Here is a 17663-nt window from a genome sequence, read left to right as displayed (position 1 = left end):
GGGGTTTTATCATGCCTATTCGGCGCCAAAGACAAAACGCGGCTCCCATGACGGAAGTCGCGTTTTTTTTAAGCTCTTTATCCCTTGTTGAGGTGTTTCTGACATCATCTGCCACACATGGATGTATGGTCGTTATGCTGGCAGAAAATTCGGGAGAGCCAGACATCTTTTAGGATTCAGCCGTTTTCTTAGAGGCAATGCCATAGGGAATGGCCAGGAAGAGGACGGCGCCGACGATATTGCCCAAGGTGACCCACAGGAGGTTGTAGCCGTAGCCGGAGAGGCTAACAGCCATGCCGGCCGGATTGAGGAGACCCAGGGTCAGGACGGTCATATTGGCCACGCTGTGTTCAAAGCCGCAGGTGAAGAAAGCGTAGAGACACCAGAAGGTCATGATCAATTTACCGCTGTCGGACTTGCAGCGGAAGCCGCACCAGACGGCCAGGCAAACGAGGACGTTGCAGAGGATGCCCCGCAGGAAGAGGACCAGCGGCGGCAGGCTCATCTTGGTGGCAGCGGCCGTCGCTAAGGCCTGCCCGACGCCACCGGCCGTCCCGGCGGCCCCGTAAAAGATAAAGGATAAGATGACGGCGCCGACGAGGTTTCCGATATAGCAGACGATCCACAAGCGGATGACGTCGGTCAAAGTCACGGTCTTCCGGCGCCAGCCGTTAAAGAGGACCATGGCGTTTCCCGTAAAGAGTTCGGCACCGGCGATGATGACCAGGCTGAGGGCGACGCCAAAGGAGAGGCCCATGGCGATCTTATTCATGGGAATCGGTCCCAGGGTACCGCCGACGGTAAAGGATAAGAGGATGCCAAAGCCGATATAAGCACCGGCCAGGGCCGACATGAGGAAGTAACCTAAGGGGTTATGTTTTAATAAGCGTACCTTGGCAGCAGCTCCGGCTGCCGAAGCACTATATTCTTCATCGTACATCGTATGCCCCCTACTTCAATCCCGAGTACCGGATGCCGTCCCAGTACAGCGGTTTGTAGATTTCTGCCTTCGGCGGCAGATTGACATCTTTCAGGATCCAGCGCAGGAATTCTTCCGGTCCCGTCCGGTCGACCATATAGCCGATGTGTTCCTTACCGCCCGGTGCTTCGGGGTCGATGTATTTCTGGGCGTAGGCGTAGACGTTGCTGATGATCTTGACGACACTGTCGGCGTCAGCCCATTTGATGAAGTCGATGCCCATGCGGGGGTTCTTCTTGCCGCTGCGGCCGAGGAGGGTCATGCGGAAGTACTGGTCCTTGCTCCGGGTCCAGGCACGGGTCGGGCAGGCGTGGGCACAGACGCCGCAGCCGATACATTTTTCGACGTTGCGAACGGGGCGGTTCTTGTCCATCTTCAAGGCTTCGACGGAAAGCTGTTTACACTTCTTGACGCAGGCACCGCAGCTGATGCAGCGCGTCGGGTCGAACTGGGGTTCGGTCATGCCGATGATGCCGAAGTCGTGCATGCGGACTTTGCCGCAGTCATTGGGGCAGCCCGTGAGAGCGACTTTGACGTGGAGGTCATTGGGGAAAATGGCCTTTTCGATGCGTTCAGCCAGGGCCGTCGTATCGTAGTTGGCAAAGGGACAGATGCGATTGCCGACGCAAGCCATGATGTTTCGCGTACCGGACGAGTCGTAGCCGCGGCCTTTTTCCGACTGGTTGATGCCCAGCGATTCGATGATGGGCTGCAGGGCCTTATTGACTTCGTCGACTTTTTCAAAGGGAATGCCTAAGATTTCAAAGCCCTGGCGGATGGTCAAATGGACTTCCCCACTGCCGTAGGTTTCAGCGATTTCCTGAACTTTACCGAGGACATCGGCCCGGAGATGGCCACCGGGAACGCGGACGCGGGCCGACGTGACGCCGCGGTTTTTGGTGACGCGGAAGGCGTTTTTCTTTAACTTGCCACAATTCATATCAATCATCGTTCTTACCTCCTAGTCGATAAATGAGCGAACGGTCGTGTATTTGAATACCGGTCCGTCCTGGCAGACGTAGAGCTCACCGATGCGGCAGTGACCGCATTTACCGAGGCCGCAGCACATTTTGCGCGATTCGGACAGCCAGATTTTTTCTTCATCGAAGCCGATTTTTAAGAGTTCCTGAATGGAGAACTTAATCATCATCGGCGGGCCGACGACGACGGCGATGGCGTTGTCGAAGTCCTTGAGCGGCAGTTGTGGGATGTACTGCGTGACAAGGCCGACATTGCCTTCGTAGCCTTCGGGGGCGGCGTCGACGGTGTAGATGAAGTTCATGCCGTCGGCAATCCAGCGTTTCAGGTCGTCGCGGAACAAGATGTCGTCCGGCGACTTGAAGCCGGAAATGATACTCAGGCTCTTGCATTCGTCCATGTGGTCGGCGAAGTAGTCGATGACGCCGTGGACCGGAGAGAGGCCGGAGCCGCCGGTAATGAGGACGATTTCCTTGCCTTTAAACATATTGACGTCGAAGCCGTTGCCATAAGGGCCGCGCATGAAGAAGTGGCCGCCGACGTAGTTTTCAAAGATTTCTTCGGTCAGGGAGCCGACGCGGCGGATGGTGAAATCCAGGGAATGGTCGGTAATGCCGCTGACGGAAATGGGCGCTTCGCCGTATTTGGGAATGGAGATCTCAAAGAACTGGCCCGGTTTTACAGGGTGCGTATCGCCGCGGTCATAGGACATGCGGAAGGTATATTCCACATCGGCGTGTTTGATGACCTCTAAGATTTCTGAGCGGAAAGGCATATATGAATTATTCATGGCCGCTGACCTCCTTCATACCGGCTTCTAATTTTTCGACACAATGGGTAAAGGAAATATATTCAGGACAGATAGCATCGCATCGGCCACAGCCAACGCACATCTGGAATCCGGAACGCTTCTTGAAGTCGAGGACCTTGTGAAGGACCTTAAAGCGCATCCGTTCGCCGGCATTCTTGCGGAAACAGAGGCCGCCGGCTACTTCCGTATAGCCATCGATCATGCATGAAGCCTGGACGCGGCGCCGTTCGCCGGCCTGGCCGTTTTCGGTGTAAAAGAGATCCTGCATGGACCAGCAGGTGCAGGTCGGACAGGCGACGGTGCAGCGACCGCACTTGATGCAGCGCTTGTCGTATTCGTCCCAAATGGAGCTCTTGGCGACAGCCGACGTCAAGTTTTCCGGAACCTTGACTTCGAGGCTGTTTTCTAACACAGCGTCGGGCGTAACATCGACTTCGGCAACACCCATGGCACGCAGGGCTTCGGCCAGGTCTTCGTCCTTGCAGTCGATTTCGATATCATCGCCGTGGACGTTGACTGCTGCGTCGTAATCGGTGCTGATATTGGTGCCCATGGAGACACAGAAGCAGCCATCAAAATCGTGGTCGCATCCCATGAGGACGAACTTCAGTCCGTCGCGGACGCGTTTATAATAGGAATCTTCCGGACCGTTTTCGAGGAACATATAGTCCAGGCGTTTAACGGCGTGGAGGTCACAGCTCCGAAGGAAAACGATCGTTCCCCGCGTCGGACCTTCCGATTCGGTCATACCATGTTCGGTAAAGTACAATAAAGTCTGGCTCAGCGGCAGGAGAATATCTTTAAAGGAATATTCCGACCGTTCGTTCCAATCGATGTCGGCCAAATCCGTGACTTTCCCGTAACGAACGACGTCTGTTTCGGAAAAACGACCCGTTCCCTCAAAGACTTTCGGTGCGTAAATATCGTATTTTTTTCTCCAGCTATCGAAGACAGTTTGAAATTTTTCAAGTGATACCGCGTATCCCATAGCAGTCCCCTCTTTCAATAAATACTTTTTTTCACATATTATCGTGACAGCAATCTTTCTTTTCGCTTGCCCTTATGATAGCAGGAAGACGTCGTCCAAACTGTTGCCGTGGCAACGGATATTGAAAAATTTCACAATTAAGTATGCTTATAACTCATCAATAGCTCCATTCCCAAAAGACAAAAAAAGTGCCGCTCCCCAGATAGGAACAGCACTTTTTTCGTGATGAAGTTATTCAAAATCGTTATGGAACTTAATCGTGCGGTACGTTTCAAAGGTCAGCCACTTATCAAATACTTTGGCGTCGGGATTGTCGCCGGCAGCGGCGTAATCGGCCTTGAAAGCGGCAAATTCCTGAGCCGTATGGACGTTGATGGCAAAGCCGCGGCCATTGACTAAGGGATGTTCCGTATAGGCGTACCCGTCGAGGGTCAAGATATTGGCAACCTTGGCGTTACGGATTTCAACGGCCAGATTATCCCGCAGGATGAGGATGTCGAAGTTGTCGGGATAGGCGTAGGTTTCACCCTTGGTGGGAATGGCATCGCCGATGTGGTACTGGCGGTACGCCGGTTTGGCCTTGGTGATGTTCAGGCTCTGCATGCCGTAGAAGAAGTCTTCAAAGACGTCGCCTCTCCCCTTCAGGCTGCCGTTGACGAAGGTGTGGTCGCTGTCGGTATCGCTGCCGTCGATGACGACGCCGCAGGCCGAGGTCATATTGGTCACCCGGTCGATGAGGATCAGTTCACCCAGTCCCTTATGATGGCTGAAGGTGTCGACGACGATCGGTTCCTGGAGGAACAAAGTGCAGACGGCGATTTCATTTTTAGAAACAGCCGTGGCCCGCTTTTTCTCGCCCGTATTGACGTCGATGGTGCAGTCGACATCGGTCAGGACGCCGACGATTTCTTTCGTCCCCAATTTGACGACGTATTCTTTGCCGACGACTAAGGGCTGGTCATCCATCCAAAGCATGGTCGCCGTAATGCGTTGGCCAAGGCCGATGGCCGTATCCTTGGTAAAGACGCAGCCCCGGGAAACGTCGACTTCTCGGTCGAGCTGGACGTTGACCGGCTGGCCTTTGGCAGCCGACGGCACGGAGTTGAAGCCGACCAGGATGTCTTTGACCTTGGCTTCTTCTTTACTGGGCAGGATCTGAATCGTATCGCCGACCTTCAAAGAGCCGCTTTCGATCTGGCCCTGGAAGCCGCGGAAGGTATGGTTCGGACGGCAGACGCGCTGAATGGGAAGGTAAAAGCCTTCTTCGTCGTTTTCTTCGACGTCGACCGTTTCCAAGTAGTCGAGGATGGTCGGGCCATCGTACCAGGCCATGGGTTCCGACTTTTTGGTGACGTTGTCCCCTTCCGTCGCCGAGACGGGAATGAAGACGACGTTTTCCAGTTCCAGGTCGTCGCGCAGGGCTTCGATTTCTTTTTTAATGGCTTCGAAGCGCTTTTGGTCGTAGCCGACGAGGTCCATCTTGTTGATAGCAAAGATGAAGTAGCGAATGCCCATGAGGGCGCAGATGCGAGCGTGGCGCCGGGTCTGGACCAAGACGCCCTGAGTGGCGTCGATGAGGATGATGGCCAGATCCGCAAAAGAGGCGCCGACGGCCATGTTGCGCGTGTATTCTTCATGACCCGGCGTGTCGGCGACGATGAAGCTGCGGTTATCCGTATTAAAGTAGCGGTAGGCGACGTCGATGGTGATGCCCTGTTCCCGTTCGGCCATGAGCCCGTCGAGGAGGAGCGAATAGTCGATGGCACCGCCGCGGCTGCCGACTTTACTTTCAAGCTCCAGGGCCCGCTTTTGGTCGGCGTAGAGCAGTTTGGCATCGTACAGCAAGTGGCCGATGAGCGTCGATTTGCCGTCGTCGACACTGCCGCAGGTGATGAATTTTAATAAACCATTTTCATTTCTATCCATTAGAAGTACCCCTCTCTCTTTCTGCGTTCCATACTGCCGGCGGCTTCGTTATCGATAACCCGGCTCGTCCGTTCTGACGATACGGCACTCAAGGTTTCATCGATGATGGCATCCAGCGTGTCGGCGTCCGATTCGATGCCCCCGGTCAAGGGATAGCAGCCCAGGGTCCGGAAGCGAATCTTCTTATGCATGACTTCTTCACCGGGATGTAAGCGCATGCGGTCGTCGTCGACCATGATGATGTTGCCGTCACGGTAGACGCAGGGCCGTTCAGCGGCAAAGTACAGGGATACGATGTCGATGTTTTCCCGCTTGATGTACTGCCAAATGTCCTTTTCCGTCCAGTTGGAAATGGGAAATACGCGCATACTTTCCCCCTTGTGAATATGCGTGTTGTACAGTTTCCACATTTCCGGACGCTGGTTCTTCGGATCCCAAGCCTGGGCTTCGTTGCGGAAGGAGAAGATGCGTTCCTTGGCGCGGGACTTTTCTTCGTCGCGCCGGCCGCCGCCAAAAGCTGCCGTGAAGCCGTATTGGTTGAGGGCCTGCTTTAAGGCCTGGGTCTTCATGATATCCGTATAGGACGCGCCGTAATCGAAAGGATTGACCCCCTGTTTGACCCCTTCTTGATTGATGTGCTCAATGAGTTGAAGGCCGTATTTCTTCATCGTTTCATCGCGGAAGCGAATCATTTCCTTAAACTTCCAGGTCGTATTGACGTGAAGGAACGGGAAAGGCGGTTTTTCCGGATAAAAAGCCTTCAAGGCCAGATGGAGCATGACCGAGCTGTCTTTGCCGATGGAATAGAGCATGACGGGCTTTTCACACTCTGCGGCCACTTCGCGGATGATGTAAATCGCTTCGGCTTCCAAGTTGTCAAGATGCGATAATGCAGACATAATAATCCCCCTCTAAACAGATAGATAGTAAGGCCTTAATAGGAATTGGCCTGTTTGCGGTCGATGGTAATCGTCTCTTCACTGCCGTCAGGCCGGCGGATGTGCCATTTGATGTACTGGCCTTCGGTGGTGACGTTCATCGTGCTCCCCCGGCCGCCCATGTCGGCGCCGAGGTAAAAGTCGATGGCTTGGACGGGACACTCTTTGACGCAGGATACACAGCCCCAACAGTCTTTGGGGTAATGCATCCAGGCCTTTCCCGTCTCGTTCATATCGATCAGGCTGCCCGGGCAGACGGACACACAGCGTTTGCAGCCGATGCAGCGGTCTTGATTAATGCGAATGCTCATAAAGGCTCCCTCCTGGTACTAAGTCGCGGTATACCATGTGAATCTTACCATCTTCATCCATGCGGGAATTGACGTATTTCAGCCATTCGTCCTTCTGCTCCGGATAGTCGAGGTTTTCGGCAAAGGAGTGCCACCGCGTTTCCTTGCGGGCCCGGAGGTGGGCAATGAGGACCTTGCAGACCGTCAGGCGTTCCTTGAGTTCGTAAACGAAGAGCAGTTCATGGTAATCGCCGGCACCGACGCTTTCGGCCAAATCCATGAGCTGGTCGATTTTTTCATCGGCCAGGGCCAACTGGCGTTCGTTGTACTGGTAGTGACTGCCAATGCCGCCGGCGTAGGTATCCATGACTTTCTGCATGGCTTCTTCTAATTCTTCGACGGTAAAGAAAGGCCGTTCTTCGCTGAGGAAGGCGTTGTATTCGGCGACCTTGTCGGCTAAGAGCTGCTGCTCTTCGTCGGCCGTGAGGGCAAGGCCTTTAGAAAGGGCCGTTTCGACGATGTGCTTGGCGGCGATTTCCCCTTCGACGAGGGCGCCGGTCACGTATTTCTGCGGGCAGCCGCCGGCGACGTCACCGGCCGCGTAGAGGCCTTCAATGGTCGTCTGCCGATGGGTATCGACCCAGTAGCCGCTGGCCGTATGGCCGCCGACGACGTAGGGTTCGGTCCCTTCGATTTCGACGTTTTGCTGACTCGGGAATTTCCCCGATTCCATCCATTTCAAGGTCTGGCTCGGCGCCATGTTGAGGTAGGCTTTTAAGAGGGCTTCATCCTCTTTGTCCGTAAGGCCTTCGGTCTTGAGGTAGCAAGGGCCCTTGCCGTCGAGGTTTTCCCGCACTGTGCCGTAGAGCCGCTGGGACGTCGTCAGGCCGTATTTATCTTCGTAGACTTCGCCTTTGGCGTTGATCTGCTTGGCGCCGACGCCTTGGGCAATGGTCCCCGTCGGGGCGATGGTATCCTTGCAGCGCAGGGCGATGAAGCGCATTTCAAAGGTCGTCATTTCGGCTCCGGCCCGAATGCCCATGGCGTAGCCGGCTCCCGTATTGAAGGGGCTGTACCACATCTTATGGCGGGAAAAACCGGGGTTGTTGGGCCGATAGAGGCCGGACGCACCGCCAGTAGCGCAGAGGACGGCTTTGGCCCGGATTTCATAGGCCGTGCCGGTCAGGATATCAAAACCCAGGGCACCGGCAATGCGGTTGTCGCGGACGATGTAGTCGGTGATGTTGAGGTGATTGATGACTTCGACGTCGTCCAATTTCTTTACGGCATCGGCTAAGATGGTCTTGATGTTTTCGCCGTTGATCTTGATGTTGCGCGGGCCGCGGGTGACGTATTCCCCCTGTTCGTCCTTCAAGATGACCAGGCCCAGTTCTTCGAGTTTCTTGGTGACTTCGTTGAGCCCTTCCGACATGGTCAAGAGCAGGTCTTCACGGACGATGCCGGCAGCGTCTTTCTTGGCGTAATCCACATAAAACTGCGGCGTATGGCCCTTGGTGATATAGGCATTCAAGGCATTGACGCCGGCTGCCAGACAACCGCTGCGGCGAATGTCGGCCTTTTCGGCGATGACCACCGATGCCTTGGACAGGCTCCGGAGGGTCAAGGCGGCGTAACAGCCTACCGTTCCCCCGCCAATGATGAGGACATCGGTGTGGATGATTTTCTCCTTCTGAATCTGCATGGCAATACTCCTTCGTTTAAATATAGAATACATCAGAGCCCATCATGGCACTGTTTTCTCGTAAATAAGTCTGCTCGCCGTCGAGGACGTGAAGGCGATAAATGAGGACCTTCACCTTTTCGCCGACGGTAAGGGTCGGTGCGTCAAAGGCGTACTCCCCATGAATGACGTAATCTTTGACGCGCAGGGTCACGTCGAGGCGGCTGCCGCGAAAGACGACGGCTTCGACGACGCCATCTTCAGCGGCACTGCCGTAGCGCTTCATCGTTCCCTGTTTATAGATCTTGAGGAACTCCGGCCGGATGATGGCCCGTTTGGGACCGTTGACGTCGACGAACCCCGTGAGGACACTGCAGTTATCGATGACCACCGGGGTTCCGATAAATTCAGCCACAAAGGGCGTCTTGGGCTTACTGTAGATATCAAGAGGCGTCCCGACCTGCTCGATGCGGCCGTGGTTGGTGATGATGATTTCATCGGCCACTTCGACGGCTTCATCTTGGTCGTGGGTGACGAAGATGCTGGTAATGCCGACGCGGTGGATCGTCTCTTTCAGCCAGTTGCGCAGCTCTTGGCGCACCTTGGCGTCGATGGCGGCAAAGGGTTCATCGAGGAGCAAGACCTGGGGATGAGGCGCCAGGGCCCGGGCAAAGGCGACGCGCTGACGCTGGCCGCCGGAGAGCTGATTGGGATAGCGCCCTTCCATGCCGGCAAGGCCGACGAGGTCGATCATCTCCAGGACCCGCTCGCGGATATCGTCTTTTTTCATGCCCTGGATGGTGAGGCCAAAGGCGACGTTGTCAAAGACGGTCATATAGCGGAACAAGGCGTAGTTTTGGAAGACAAAGCCGATGCCCCGTTTCGCCGCCGGAATGTCATTGACCCGTTTTCCGTCGATGACGATATCGCCGCTGTTGGGATTTTCAAGGCCGGCCAGCATGCGCAGGATCGTCGTCTTGCCGCTGCCGCTGGGCCCTAAGAGGGCGACTAGCTTTCCCTTGTCGACGCCAAAGGAGACGTCCCGCGAGGCGTGGAAAGAGCCGTAGTTTTTTTCGATATGCTTCATCTCGACGTACATGACATCACCTCCTAAGATGGCTTGTGGAGCTTAGCTTCAAAGAATACCCTGAGTAAGAGAACGCCGACGGCTAAGAGTACCAAGAGCGACGACACGGCAAAGGCCGCCGTAATGGCATCGGTCGATCCCGATTGGTAAAGGGCGTCGATTTCAAGGGGCAGGGTAAAGGTTTCGCCCCTAAGTTTCGACATGGCGCTGACGGCGCCGAATTCGCCGAGGGCCCTGGCCGTACAGAGGACGATGCCGTACAAGAGGGCCCATTTGATCTGCGGCAGGGTAATGCGAAAGAAAATCGTCTTGCCCTTGGCCCCCATGAGGGCTGCGGCTTCTTCTTCATCACGGCCTTGGGTATGAAGGACGGGGATGATTTCTCGGAAGACGAAGGGAAAGGTGACGAAAATCGTCGCCAAGATGACGCCGGGAACGGCGAAGACGATCTGAATGTCCGTCCCTAAGTAGTCGTTCAGGACTTCGATCCACTGACCGATCCAGCCCATGCGGCCGAAGGTCATGATGAAGGCCAGGCCGGCGATGACCGGCGAGACGGAAAAAGGAATATCGATGAGGGTCGTGAGCAGGTGTTTCCCTCGAAAGTCGAATTTCGATATGGCCCAGGCGGCACAGAGGCCAAAGAACGTATTGACGGCAACGGCGATGACCGTGGCAATAAGGGTCAAGCGCAGGGCCGACAAGACGTAAGGCGTCGTCAGGGCTTTGACGTAAAAGTCCCACCCTTCGGCCAGGGAATTGGCCAGGACCGAAATGAGGGGCACGATGAGCATGACGACAACGAAGACGACGCTGACGCTCAATAAGAGTACTTTTGTCTTGCTGTGCTTCATAGTTCCCCTCCTCTATTGAACGCGCCGGGCCTGCCAGAGCTGAATCATATTGATGGAAAACAGCATGGCAAAGGCGATGATGAGCATGACCAAGGCAATGGCCGTAGCGCTGGCGTAGTCGACGTAATTGAGCTTCTGCATGATGACGTAGGATACGACCTGGGTGTGATTCTTGGCGCTGTTGCCGGAAATGTAGATGACACTGCCGTATTCGCCAAGGCCCCGGGCAAAGGCCAGGCCAAAACCGGTCAGGAGAGCCGGTCGCAGCTCGGGAAAGATGATCCGCCGGAAGATGGTAAACTTCGACGCGCCGAGCATGCTGCCCGCCTCTTCATAGGTCGGGTCCAGATTTTCCAGGACCGGCTGAATGGAGCGGACGACGAAGGGAATGCCGACGAAGACCAAGGCGATGACCAGGCCGATATGGGTATAGGCGATGGGAATGCCGTAACTTGCAAAGAAGCTTCCGAAGAAGCCCGTATCGGAATAGAGCTTTGAAAGAGTGATGCCGGCGACGGCCGTCGGCAAGGCAAAGGGCAGTTCGATGACGCCGTTTAAGAGGGTCTTGCCGCGAAACTCATAACGAACCAGGACCCAGGCCAGGATAAAACCGAAGACGGAATTGATCAGGGCTGCCAAGAAAGAACTTCCGATAGTCGTGATAAAGGCGTTGCGGATGGCGCTGTTGGTGATGAGCTTGGCATAGTCGTTGGCCGTCAGCTGAAAGGCGTGGCCTAAAATCGATATCAACGGGATGAGAATCAATAAGGACAGCATGGCCAGGGTCACGCCCAGGGTCAGGCCGAAGCCGGGAATGATTCGGTTTCGCCCGCCTGCCGGGTTTGAAAATGGATTCATCTGCTTCCCTCCTTATTGACTGCCGTCGACGTCAGCCATGATCTTATCGAACAAAGCGTCGTCGTCGAAAAATTTGACATAGGCTGCGTCCCAGCCGCCGAAGTCGCTGATGCGCGTCAGCTTGACATGGAGGTCAAAGCGGTCGGCATAGCGCCGGAGAATGTCCGGATTGGACGGCCGGAAATCGTTTTTAGCGGCCAATTCCTGCCCCTCATCGGAATACAAGTAGCGCAGGTACTCTTCCGCCGCCTGTTCATGGCCTTTGCGCCGAGCCAAGCGGTCGACGACGGCCACACTGGGCTGAGCCAAAATACTGACGCTGGGCACGACGACTTCATAGCGGCCGGGATATTCGCGCATCGTATAAAGCGCTTCGTTCTCCCAGGCGATGAGGACGTCCCCCTGCCCGTTTTCAACGAAGGTCGTCGTCGAGCCACGGGCACCGGCGTCCATGACGGTGACGTGGCGGTAGAGGTCGGTCATGAAGGCCCGGGCCTTGATTTCATTCCCCCCGAAATGATCAAGACACCAGCTCCAGCCGGCTAAAAAGTTCCAACAGGCGCCGCCGCTGCTCTTAGGGTCGGGCGTAATGACGCTGACGCCGTCTTTGGTCAAATCGTTCCAGTCGCGTATCCCCTTGGGATTCCCCTTGCGAACCAGAAAGACGATGGTCGACGTGTAAGGCGCCGAATCATCAGGCAGTTCCTGTTCCCAACCGGCGTCGATGAGGCCGGCTCGCTGCAGGCGTTCAACGTCATAAGATAGGGCCAGGGTCACGACGTCGGCCCGACTGCCTTCGATGACCGACCGGGCTTGGCTTCCCGAACCGCCGTGAGATTGGACGATGCGGATATCCTTACCGGTCTGCTCCTTATAATGTTTTTGAAAAGCTTCATTATATTCTTTATATAATTCACGCGTTGGATCATACGAGACGTTGGTCAAGGTCAGCGTGTCCTCATCAGCCCCTCGACCGCAGCCGGCCAGGATGCCGGCCGCCGTGAGGACTGCCGTGACAGTCAGTACCGCTATGATTTTTTTGTGCTTCATATCTTTTCCCCCTCGATACCGACTGCAGGGCCTTACAGGCCTTCTTCAAATAAAGATGTAGATAAATAGCGCTCGCCGCCGTCCGGCAGGAGGACGACAATCGTTTTCCCCTCGTTTTCCGGCCGCTTGGCGACAACTAAGGCTGCCTCTAAAGAAGCGCCGGACGAAATCCCGACTAAGAGACCGTCGGTCTTGGCCACTTCCCGAGCCCGTTCATAAGCAGCCTCATTCGATACGTCGATCACATCATCTACGAGTGACATATCGAGGACGCTGGGAATGAAACCGGCGCCAATCCCCTGAATGGCGTGGGGCCCAGGCTTTCCGCCGCGAAGGACAGCCGAGTCTTGGGGCTCGACGGCGACGATCTGCACATTCCGGTTATGGCTTTGTAACCCCTCAGCCGTGCCGGTAATGGTGCCGCCTGTCCCGACGGACGAAATGAAGATATCGACCTTGCCGTCCGTATCGTGCCAGATTTCTTCGGCCGTCGTCGTCCGGTGAATGGCCGGATTGGCCGGATTGTCAAACTGCTGAGGAATGAAGGCGTTGCCGTAAGACTGTCGCAGTTCTTCGGCCTTACCGATACTGCCGCGCATCCCCTCGATGCCCGGCGTCAGTACGACTTCAGCCCCCAAGGCGTTGACAATTTTCTGCCGCTCCAAACTCATCGTATCGGGCATAGTCAAAATGAGACGCAGGCCCTTGACGGCGGCGGCCATGGCCAGACCGATGCCCGTATTGCCGCTCGTCGGTTCGATGATGACCGTGTCCTCATTGATCTTCCCGGCCTTGATCCCCTCTTCGATCATGGCCACGGCGACTCGGTCCTTGACGCTGCCCAAAGGATTGAGGTATTCAAGCTTGGCTAGAATCCTGCCTTTGATGCCGTGTACCTCCTGCCATCGGGTCAGCTCTAAGAGCGGCGTATGACCGACGAGATCGGTCACGTGTTTTGCGACGTGCTCCATAAAGTCCCTCCTTTTTGCCAAAAGAAAAGCGCCACCTGTAATCAGCAGATGGCGCAAGAAAATAAACGTATGCCCATGACTTCATCTGCCAGGTAAAATCCTGCTGGAATTGGCACCTTACTTACGTAGGTTGCCGCAGCGTCAACGGGCCAGTCCCTCGGCTGCTCTGGATGAATTGGTTCGTATTGTATTGTCCGTATGATAATGGCTGTACAATACGACTATATCGTACAACACATGATGGTCAAATTTTTTAAGTACCCCATGGTGACATACCTCATTCTTATACAAAATATACTACAACGATTCGCTTGAAACGTTACTGGAATTGTACACTTTGTGAGGCTCCTTGTCAAGGTATTTATGAAAAAGATGAAGGAAAAAATTAAAATTACGTACAAAAAGTCGGTCGCCACCTTCATTCAAAAGTAAGGCGCATTTGATACCAGACGGCTCCGCCGTGCTCCGAGGTGCTGAGCCCTTCGTTTTCAAAGCCAAATTTAGCATAATAATGCAAGAGCTTTTCCTTGCAGGTTAAGACTACTCCCTGGCGGCCTTCTTTGCGGGCGTCGTCGATCGCTTTCTGGAGGAGGTTTCCAGCGTAACCGCGCTTCCGATAACTTGGCAGTGTATTGACGCCAAAGATCATCTGCCAAGCTCCCTTTTCGTCATGAAGAGAGGCATCGGCGTAAAGATCGTCCGTCAAATCGCCTTTCCCCGTAACCATGCCGTCGACGAAAGAAATGAGGGTTCCGTCATCGTCAAAAAGAAGCCAAAAATGATCGCCGAAATGAGAAATACGGTCGCGCATCCGTTCTTCCGATGCCGCCTCGGCTGCGGGAAAACAAGCCGCTTCTACGGCCGTGACAGCCTGAAGGTCGTCGAGTGTCGCCGTTCTAATATTCATCATATCACTCCTTATCGTGTCCTGCCGGACGATAACCAGCGAGAATAAATGATAACTATATTCCCATAGTATACCGTAGAATATACGAAAAAGTCCACCATCGACTTCCTAAACGCAGCCTCGCCCCTCCCCAGCATAGACCTTTACGGTGCATTCGATCATAGCATCGCAGATTTTAATGAATACCATGAATTTACTTTCCATAATTAATTATATTCGCTATAATGATAATAAAGATTACAAAAAAGGAGAGCCTCGCCATGAAAAAGAAAATAGCCATTGCCTTAACGACAATCCTATGGACAGCTACGGCCGCCATCGCCTCAGCCACCTATGTGGGAAACATGACCAGCATGAAATTCCACAACCAAGGCTGCCGCTGGGAACAAAAAATGAACGAATCCAATCGCGCCTATTTCGACAGCCGGGACCAAGCCGTCTCCTATGGCTACGTTCCCTGCAAAGTATGCCGGCCATAAGATCCGGAACAAGCTCCCCCTAACGCTGCCCCAACCCATTTCATACCGATAAAGGTATAACTGCTCCTTTTCACGTAAAACAGTACAATTCAACAGAATAGCCCGACACAAAAAGCCGGTACCAGACATCACAACAGATGCCTGGTACCGGCTTTTTTCATACCGTCTTCAAATTTACATCTTACAACGTTCCGTCCCCTTTCGGGGATTGAGGTTCTTAACGGCAGAAAGCGAGAAATTGCAATGGCATACGCAAGATGCAAGGTTTCCGTCCCCTTGCGGGGATTAAGTTTCTTAACGAGTCGCAAACCTAGGACCCGGACAAAGTCCAGTCGTTTCCGTCCCCTTGCGGGGATTCAGGTTCTTAACAAGATATGATTTCATATACGACTTATGAGTCAGAGGTGTTTCCGTCCCCTTGCGGGGATTAAGGTTCTTAACAAACATGATTGGCGGCTGGGAACAATCCCGAGAATCAGGGGGTTTCCGTCCCCTTTCGGGGATTAAGGTTCTTAACAGCAAGAAATATAGGTCAAATGAAGTATATGAAAATGCGGTTTCCGTCCCCTTTCGGGGATTCTCTGCATAGCCTCCTTTCTTATCAGGAAAGGAGTATGTTCAGTCGTTCTTAACAAAATAATTGGTTGTTCGGAATCACAAGTTAGCTTGTTTTCATCCTCTTTCGGGGATTAAGGTTCTTAACGGGCGGCGCGGATTGAAACATGTGTATGTTATTTAACAAGTTTCCGTCCCCTTGCGGGGATTGTGGTTCTTAACAGAAAACAGCTGAAGATAGCTACATTGGTAAGTATACCAAGTTTCCGTCCCCTTTTGGGGATTGAGTTTCTTAACATCAAGGCTAGAAACTGGATCGACTGCAAGCTTAACGCGTTTCCGTCCCCTTACGGGGATTAAGGTTCTTAACAGCCCCCTTACAACTGGCTTAACTACGCCATCAATTTTACAGTTTGCGAGGCGCCCCACCATACTTCCCAACTACGCTTCATCATCCCATTCCTTGGGAAGTACTAAATATCCGTCCTTATCTCTATATCCTGCAAAGTGGTTTTCTTGGTAGGGAATAGTGAATTCAGGGATGGGCGGCTTACTTTCAAAGAAGGCTTTAATCGATTCTTTTGATATGGTAGCGTGCTTATCGCCATTTTTATGCGCAGCAGCCCACGGAGACTGCGCCTCATGCGACAGAGATACGAGAGCCGATGTGGAAAACTGTCCATAGTAGCGAAGTACATCAAACAAGACATTTTTTTCCTGTTCAGAGAATGTGTCCTGATAGTCAACACCATCTTTTATTGGTTCTCGCCCAAATCCTTTATAAGTCTGATAGACAGGAGGGACCACAGGGCCATAATCCCAAGCTTCCATATCATCATCAAAAAGCGGTTTGCCTAACTTCCGCAAACATTCCCCTTGGGCAAAATATAAAAGCTTATTCACTCGCATGTTGGTCATCAAATCATCCGTGGGGATCGTGTTGGCTATATTGACAAAAAATCTTGCAGCATCAATAGCATGTACCATTTTATTCCCCCCAGTCTGCTTCATTAATATTCTTTAAGCCTTTCCAATTTACCATGGATTATAAAAAAATACAAGCTACCCGTGCAACAGGCTGCGTTACGTCCCCTTACGGGGATTGTGGTTCTTAACGAATACAGTAATAAATATTCATTTGATATGTCTGCAAGTTTCCGTCCCCTTACGGGGATTAAGGTTCTTAACAGAACAACTAAAAATGTTAATATTGCTGAAAAGGCAAAAGTTTCCGTCCCCTTGCGGGGATTAAGGTTCTTAACAGCACCCCTTACAAATAACTTAGCTAAGCCGTCGATTTTACAGTTTGCGGGGCGGATTTCATTTTTCGGCTGTTTTCTTCTTTTTCGCTGAAATTTAATTTTAAAAATGCTCAAGATCCGCATTTTCATTACATCGGGGCAGAATGGTATAAACTCCATGGATATATTCATATTATACCATATTTTTGAAGTCCTATCACAAAAAGAGCCTTGAATTTGTGATCTAGATTAACCACAAATCCAAGGCTTCTCTATAATTTACTCAACCTAACCAACCTTCCGTTCATCACCCAGATGCATTCGCATCTTTAGCAGTCCCTTTTTTACATGATAGCCGACGGTCGCTTTACTGAGAGAGTGTTCTTTTGCCAACTGACTGTAAGACTCGCCGTCAACGACGTGCTTCACAATCAGCTCACGCTGAAGCGCTGGCAATAGCTTTAATGCCTGCTCCATCTCCATGCTCATTTCATGCTGCAAGTACAGATGTTCCGGACAAGTTTCTTCGGAGGCCAAGGCCGTTTCGGGTAAATCAGTCACGGTATCATTATCAAAGACATTTTTTTCCACTCTGTCACAGTAACATTCATGCCCATAGGATTCACGACGAAAATAATTATGTACTGAAGCTACCATCACTTCAACGACCGTCTCCGGTTGCTCTAAATCATACTGAAAAATACAGTGCATCGCTCCCTGAAAAGCAGTAGAAAGGGCTTCATCAAAATCATGATAATGCCACCGATACTGCTTCTGATACTGCTTCGCTTGATTGCGAAACAGGGGCATAAATTCCTGAATCAACGCTTCTGCCGCCAATTTATCGCCGCGCTGTGCTGCACGTACGCAGTGCCTTAATTGAATTGTCATAAGACCAACTCCTTACTTTATATTTAGATTATAAACACCCCTCACGAATCACTCACATGTCTCACCAAAAATTCAGATACGGAAAATACCCTGAGCGGCAAATGCCGCCCAAGGTATCCCCCTGTATTACGACAACGCTTATTCGAGCGTTTCGACTTTACGTGTTACGATCTGGCTGG

Annotated in this window: 17 protein-coding genes and 1 riboswitch; of the genes, 1 reads left to right on the top strand and 16 read right to left on the bottom strand. The window is 52.9% G+C overall.

Annotation, left to right across the window (positions count from 1 at the left end; translation table 11 throughout):
* Positions 1-169: 169 nt before the first annotated feature.
* From HMPREF3201_RS09045 to HMPREF3201_RS08980, 14 genes are all read right to left on the bottom strand, one after another.
* Positions 170-940, bottom strand: coding sequence for a formate/nitrite transporter family protein (locus HMPREF3201_RS09045; RefSeq protein WP_062412751.1), 771 nt, complete (start codon positions 938-940; stop codon positions 170-172).
* Positions 941-950: 10 nt separating this feature from the next.
* Positions 951-1928, bottom strand: coding sequence for a sulfite reductase subunit C (gene asrC / locus HMPREF3201_RS09040; protein ID WP_154254689.1), 978 nt, complete (start codon positions 1926-1928; stop codon positions 951-953).
* A 12-nt stretch (positions 1929-1940) separates the two neighbouring features.
* Positions 1941-2747 (bottom strand): anaerobic sulfite reductase subunit AsrB, encoded by an 807-nt coding sequence (asrB, locus tag HMPREF3201_RS09035; protein ID WP_062412750.1) that lies wholly within the window; start codon positions 2745-2747, stop codon positions 1941-1943.
* Complete coding sequence (gene asrA / locus HMPREF3201_RS09030; RefSeq protein ID WP_062412749.1) at positions 2740-3756, bottom strand: anaerobic sulfite reductase subunit AsrA; 1017 nt, start codon at positions 3754-3756, stop codon at positions 2740-2742. The genes asrB and asrA overlap by 8 nt, the downstream gene beginning before the upstream one ends.
* A gap of 231 nt (positions 3757-3987) precedes the next feature.
* A complete protein-coding gene (locus HMPREF3201_RS09025; RefSeq protein WP_072272076.1) occupies positions 3988-5682 on the bottom strand; it encodes a sulfate adenylyltransferase subunit 1 in 1695 nt (564 codons plus the stop codon).
* On the bottom strand, positions 5682-6584 hold the full coding sequence (cysD, locus tag HMPREF3201_RS09020) for a sulfate adenylyltransferase subunit CysD (RefSeq protein ID WP_347237895.1): 903 nt from the start codon (positions 6582-6584) through the stop codon (positions 5682-5684). The genes HMPREF3201_RS09025 and cysD overlap by 1 nt, the downstream gene beginning before the upstream one ends.
* A 32-nt stretch (positions 6585-6616) precedes the next feature.
* Complete coding sequence (locus HMPREF3201_RS09015; protein WP_062412747.1) at positions 6617-6931, bottom strand: 4Fe-4S dicluster domain-containing protein; 315 nt, start codon at positions 6929-6931, stop codon at positions 6617-6619.
* On the bottom strand, positions 6915-8612 hold the full coding sequence (locus tag HMPREF3201_RS09010; protein ID WP_062412746.1) for an adenylyl-sulfate reductase subunit alpha: 1698 nt from the start codon (positions 8610-8612) through the stop codon (positions 6915-6917). The genes HMPREF3201_RS09015 and HMPREF3201_RS09010 overlap by 17 nt, the downstream gene beginning before the upstream one ends.
* A 16-nt stretch (positions 8613-8628) precedes the next feature.
* Entirely contained in the window at positions 8629-9690 is a 1062-nt protein-coding gene (locus tag HMPREF3201_RS09005) for a sulfate/molybdate ABC transporter ATP-binding protein (protein WP_062412745.1), read from the bottom strand.
* Positions 9691-9701: 11 nt separating this feature from the next.
* Positions 9702-10532, bottom strand: a complete 831-nt coding sequence (locus HMPREF3201_RS09000; RefSeq protein WP_062412744.1) for a sulfate ABC transporter permease — start codon at positions 10530-10532, stop codon at positions 9702-9704.
* 12 nt (positions 10533-10544) lie between these two features.
* Positions 10545-11390 (bottom strand): sulfate ABC transporter permease subunit CysT, encoded by an 846-nt coding sequence (gene cysT, locus HMPREF3201_RS08995; RefSeq protein WP_062412743.1) that lies wholly within the window; start codon positions 11388-11390, stop codon positions 10545-10547.
* 12 nt (positions 11391-11402) lie between these two features.
* On the bottom strand, positions 11403-12440 hold the full coding sequence (locus HMPREF3201_RS08990) for a sulfate ABC transporter substrate-binding protein (RefSeq protein ID WP_062412742.1): 1038 nt from the start codon (positions 12438-12440) through the stop codon (positions 11403-11405).
* Between the two features lie 32 nt (positions 12441-12472).
* Positions 12473-13411 (bottom strand): cysteine synthase A, encoded by a 939-nt coding sequence (gene cysK, locus HMPREF3201_RS08985; RefSeq protein ID WP_062412741.1) that lies wholly within the window; start codon positions 13409-13411, stop codon positions 12473-12475.
* A 78-nt stretch (positions 13412-13489) separates the two neighbouring features.
* Positions 13490-13588: riboswitch (SAM riboswitch) on the bottom strand.
* Positions 13589-13829: 241 nt separating this feature from the next.
* Positions 13830-14318: a GNAT family N-acetyltransferase gene (locus HMPREF3201_RS08980; RefSeq protein ID WP_062412740.1), complete on the bottom strand. Its 489-nt coding sequence runs from the start codon at positions 14316-14318 to the stop codon at positions 13830-13832.
* Between the two features lie 260 nt (positions 14319-14578).
* Between HMPREF3201_RS08980 and HMPREF3201_RS08975 the strand changes: the two genes are divergently transcribed.
* Entirely contained in the window at positions 14579-14797 is a 219-nt protein-coding gene (locus tag HMPREF3201_RS08975; protein ID WP_062412739.1) for an Ada metal-binding domain-containing protein, read from the top strand.
* A 996-nt stretch (positions 14798-15793) separates the two neighbouring features.
* Here HMPREF3201_RS08975 and HMPREF3201_RS08970 read toward each other — a convergent pair.
* Positions 15794-16339: a Panacea domain-containing protein gene (locus HMPREF3201_RS08970; RefSeq protein ID WP_227163245.1), complete on the bottom strand. Its 546-nt coding sequence runs from the start codon at positions 16337-16339 to the stop codon at positions 15794-15796.
* A 542-nt stretch (positions 16340-16881) separates the two neighbouring features.
* Entirely contained in the window at positions 16882-17484 is a 603-nt protein-coding gene (locus HMPREF3201_RS08960; RefSeq protein WP_062412736.1) for a sigma-70 family RNA polymerase sigma factor, read from the bottom strand.
* Positions 17485-17663 lie beyond the last annotated feature (179 nt).

Origin of the sequence: Megasphaera sp. MJR8396C (assembly GCF_001546855.1) — a bacterium.
Taxonomy (GTDB): Bacteria; Bacillota; Negativicutes; order Veillonellales; family Megasphaeraceae; genus Megasphaera.
Note: the sequence above shows the minus strand (reverse complement) of the source record. Positions and strands in the feature narration are given on the sequence as shown.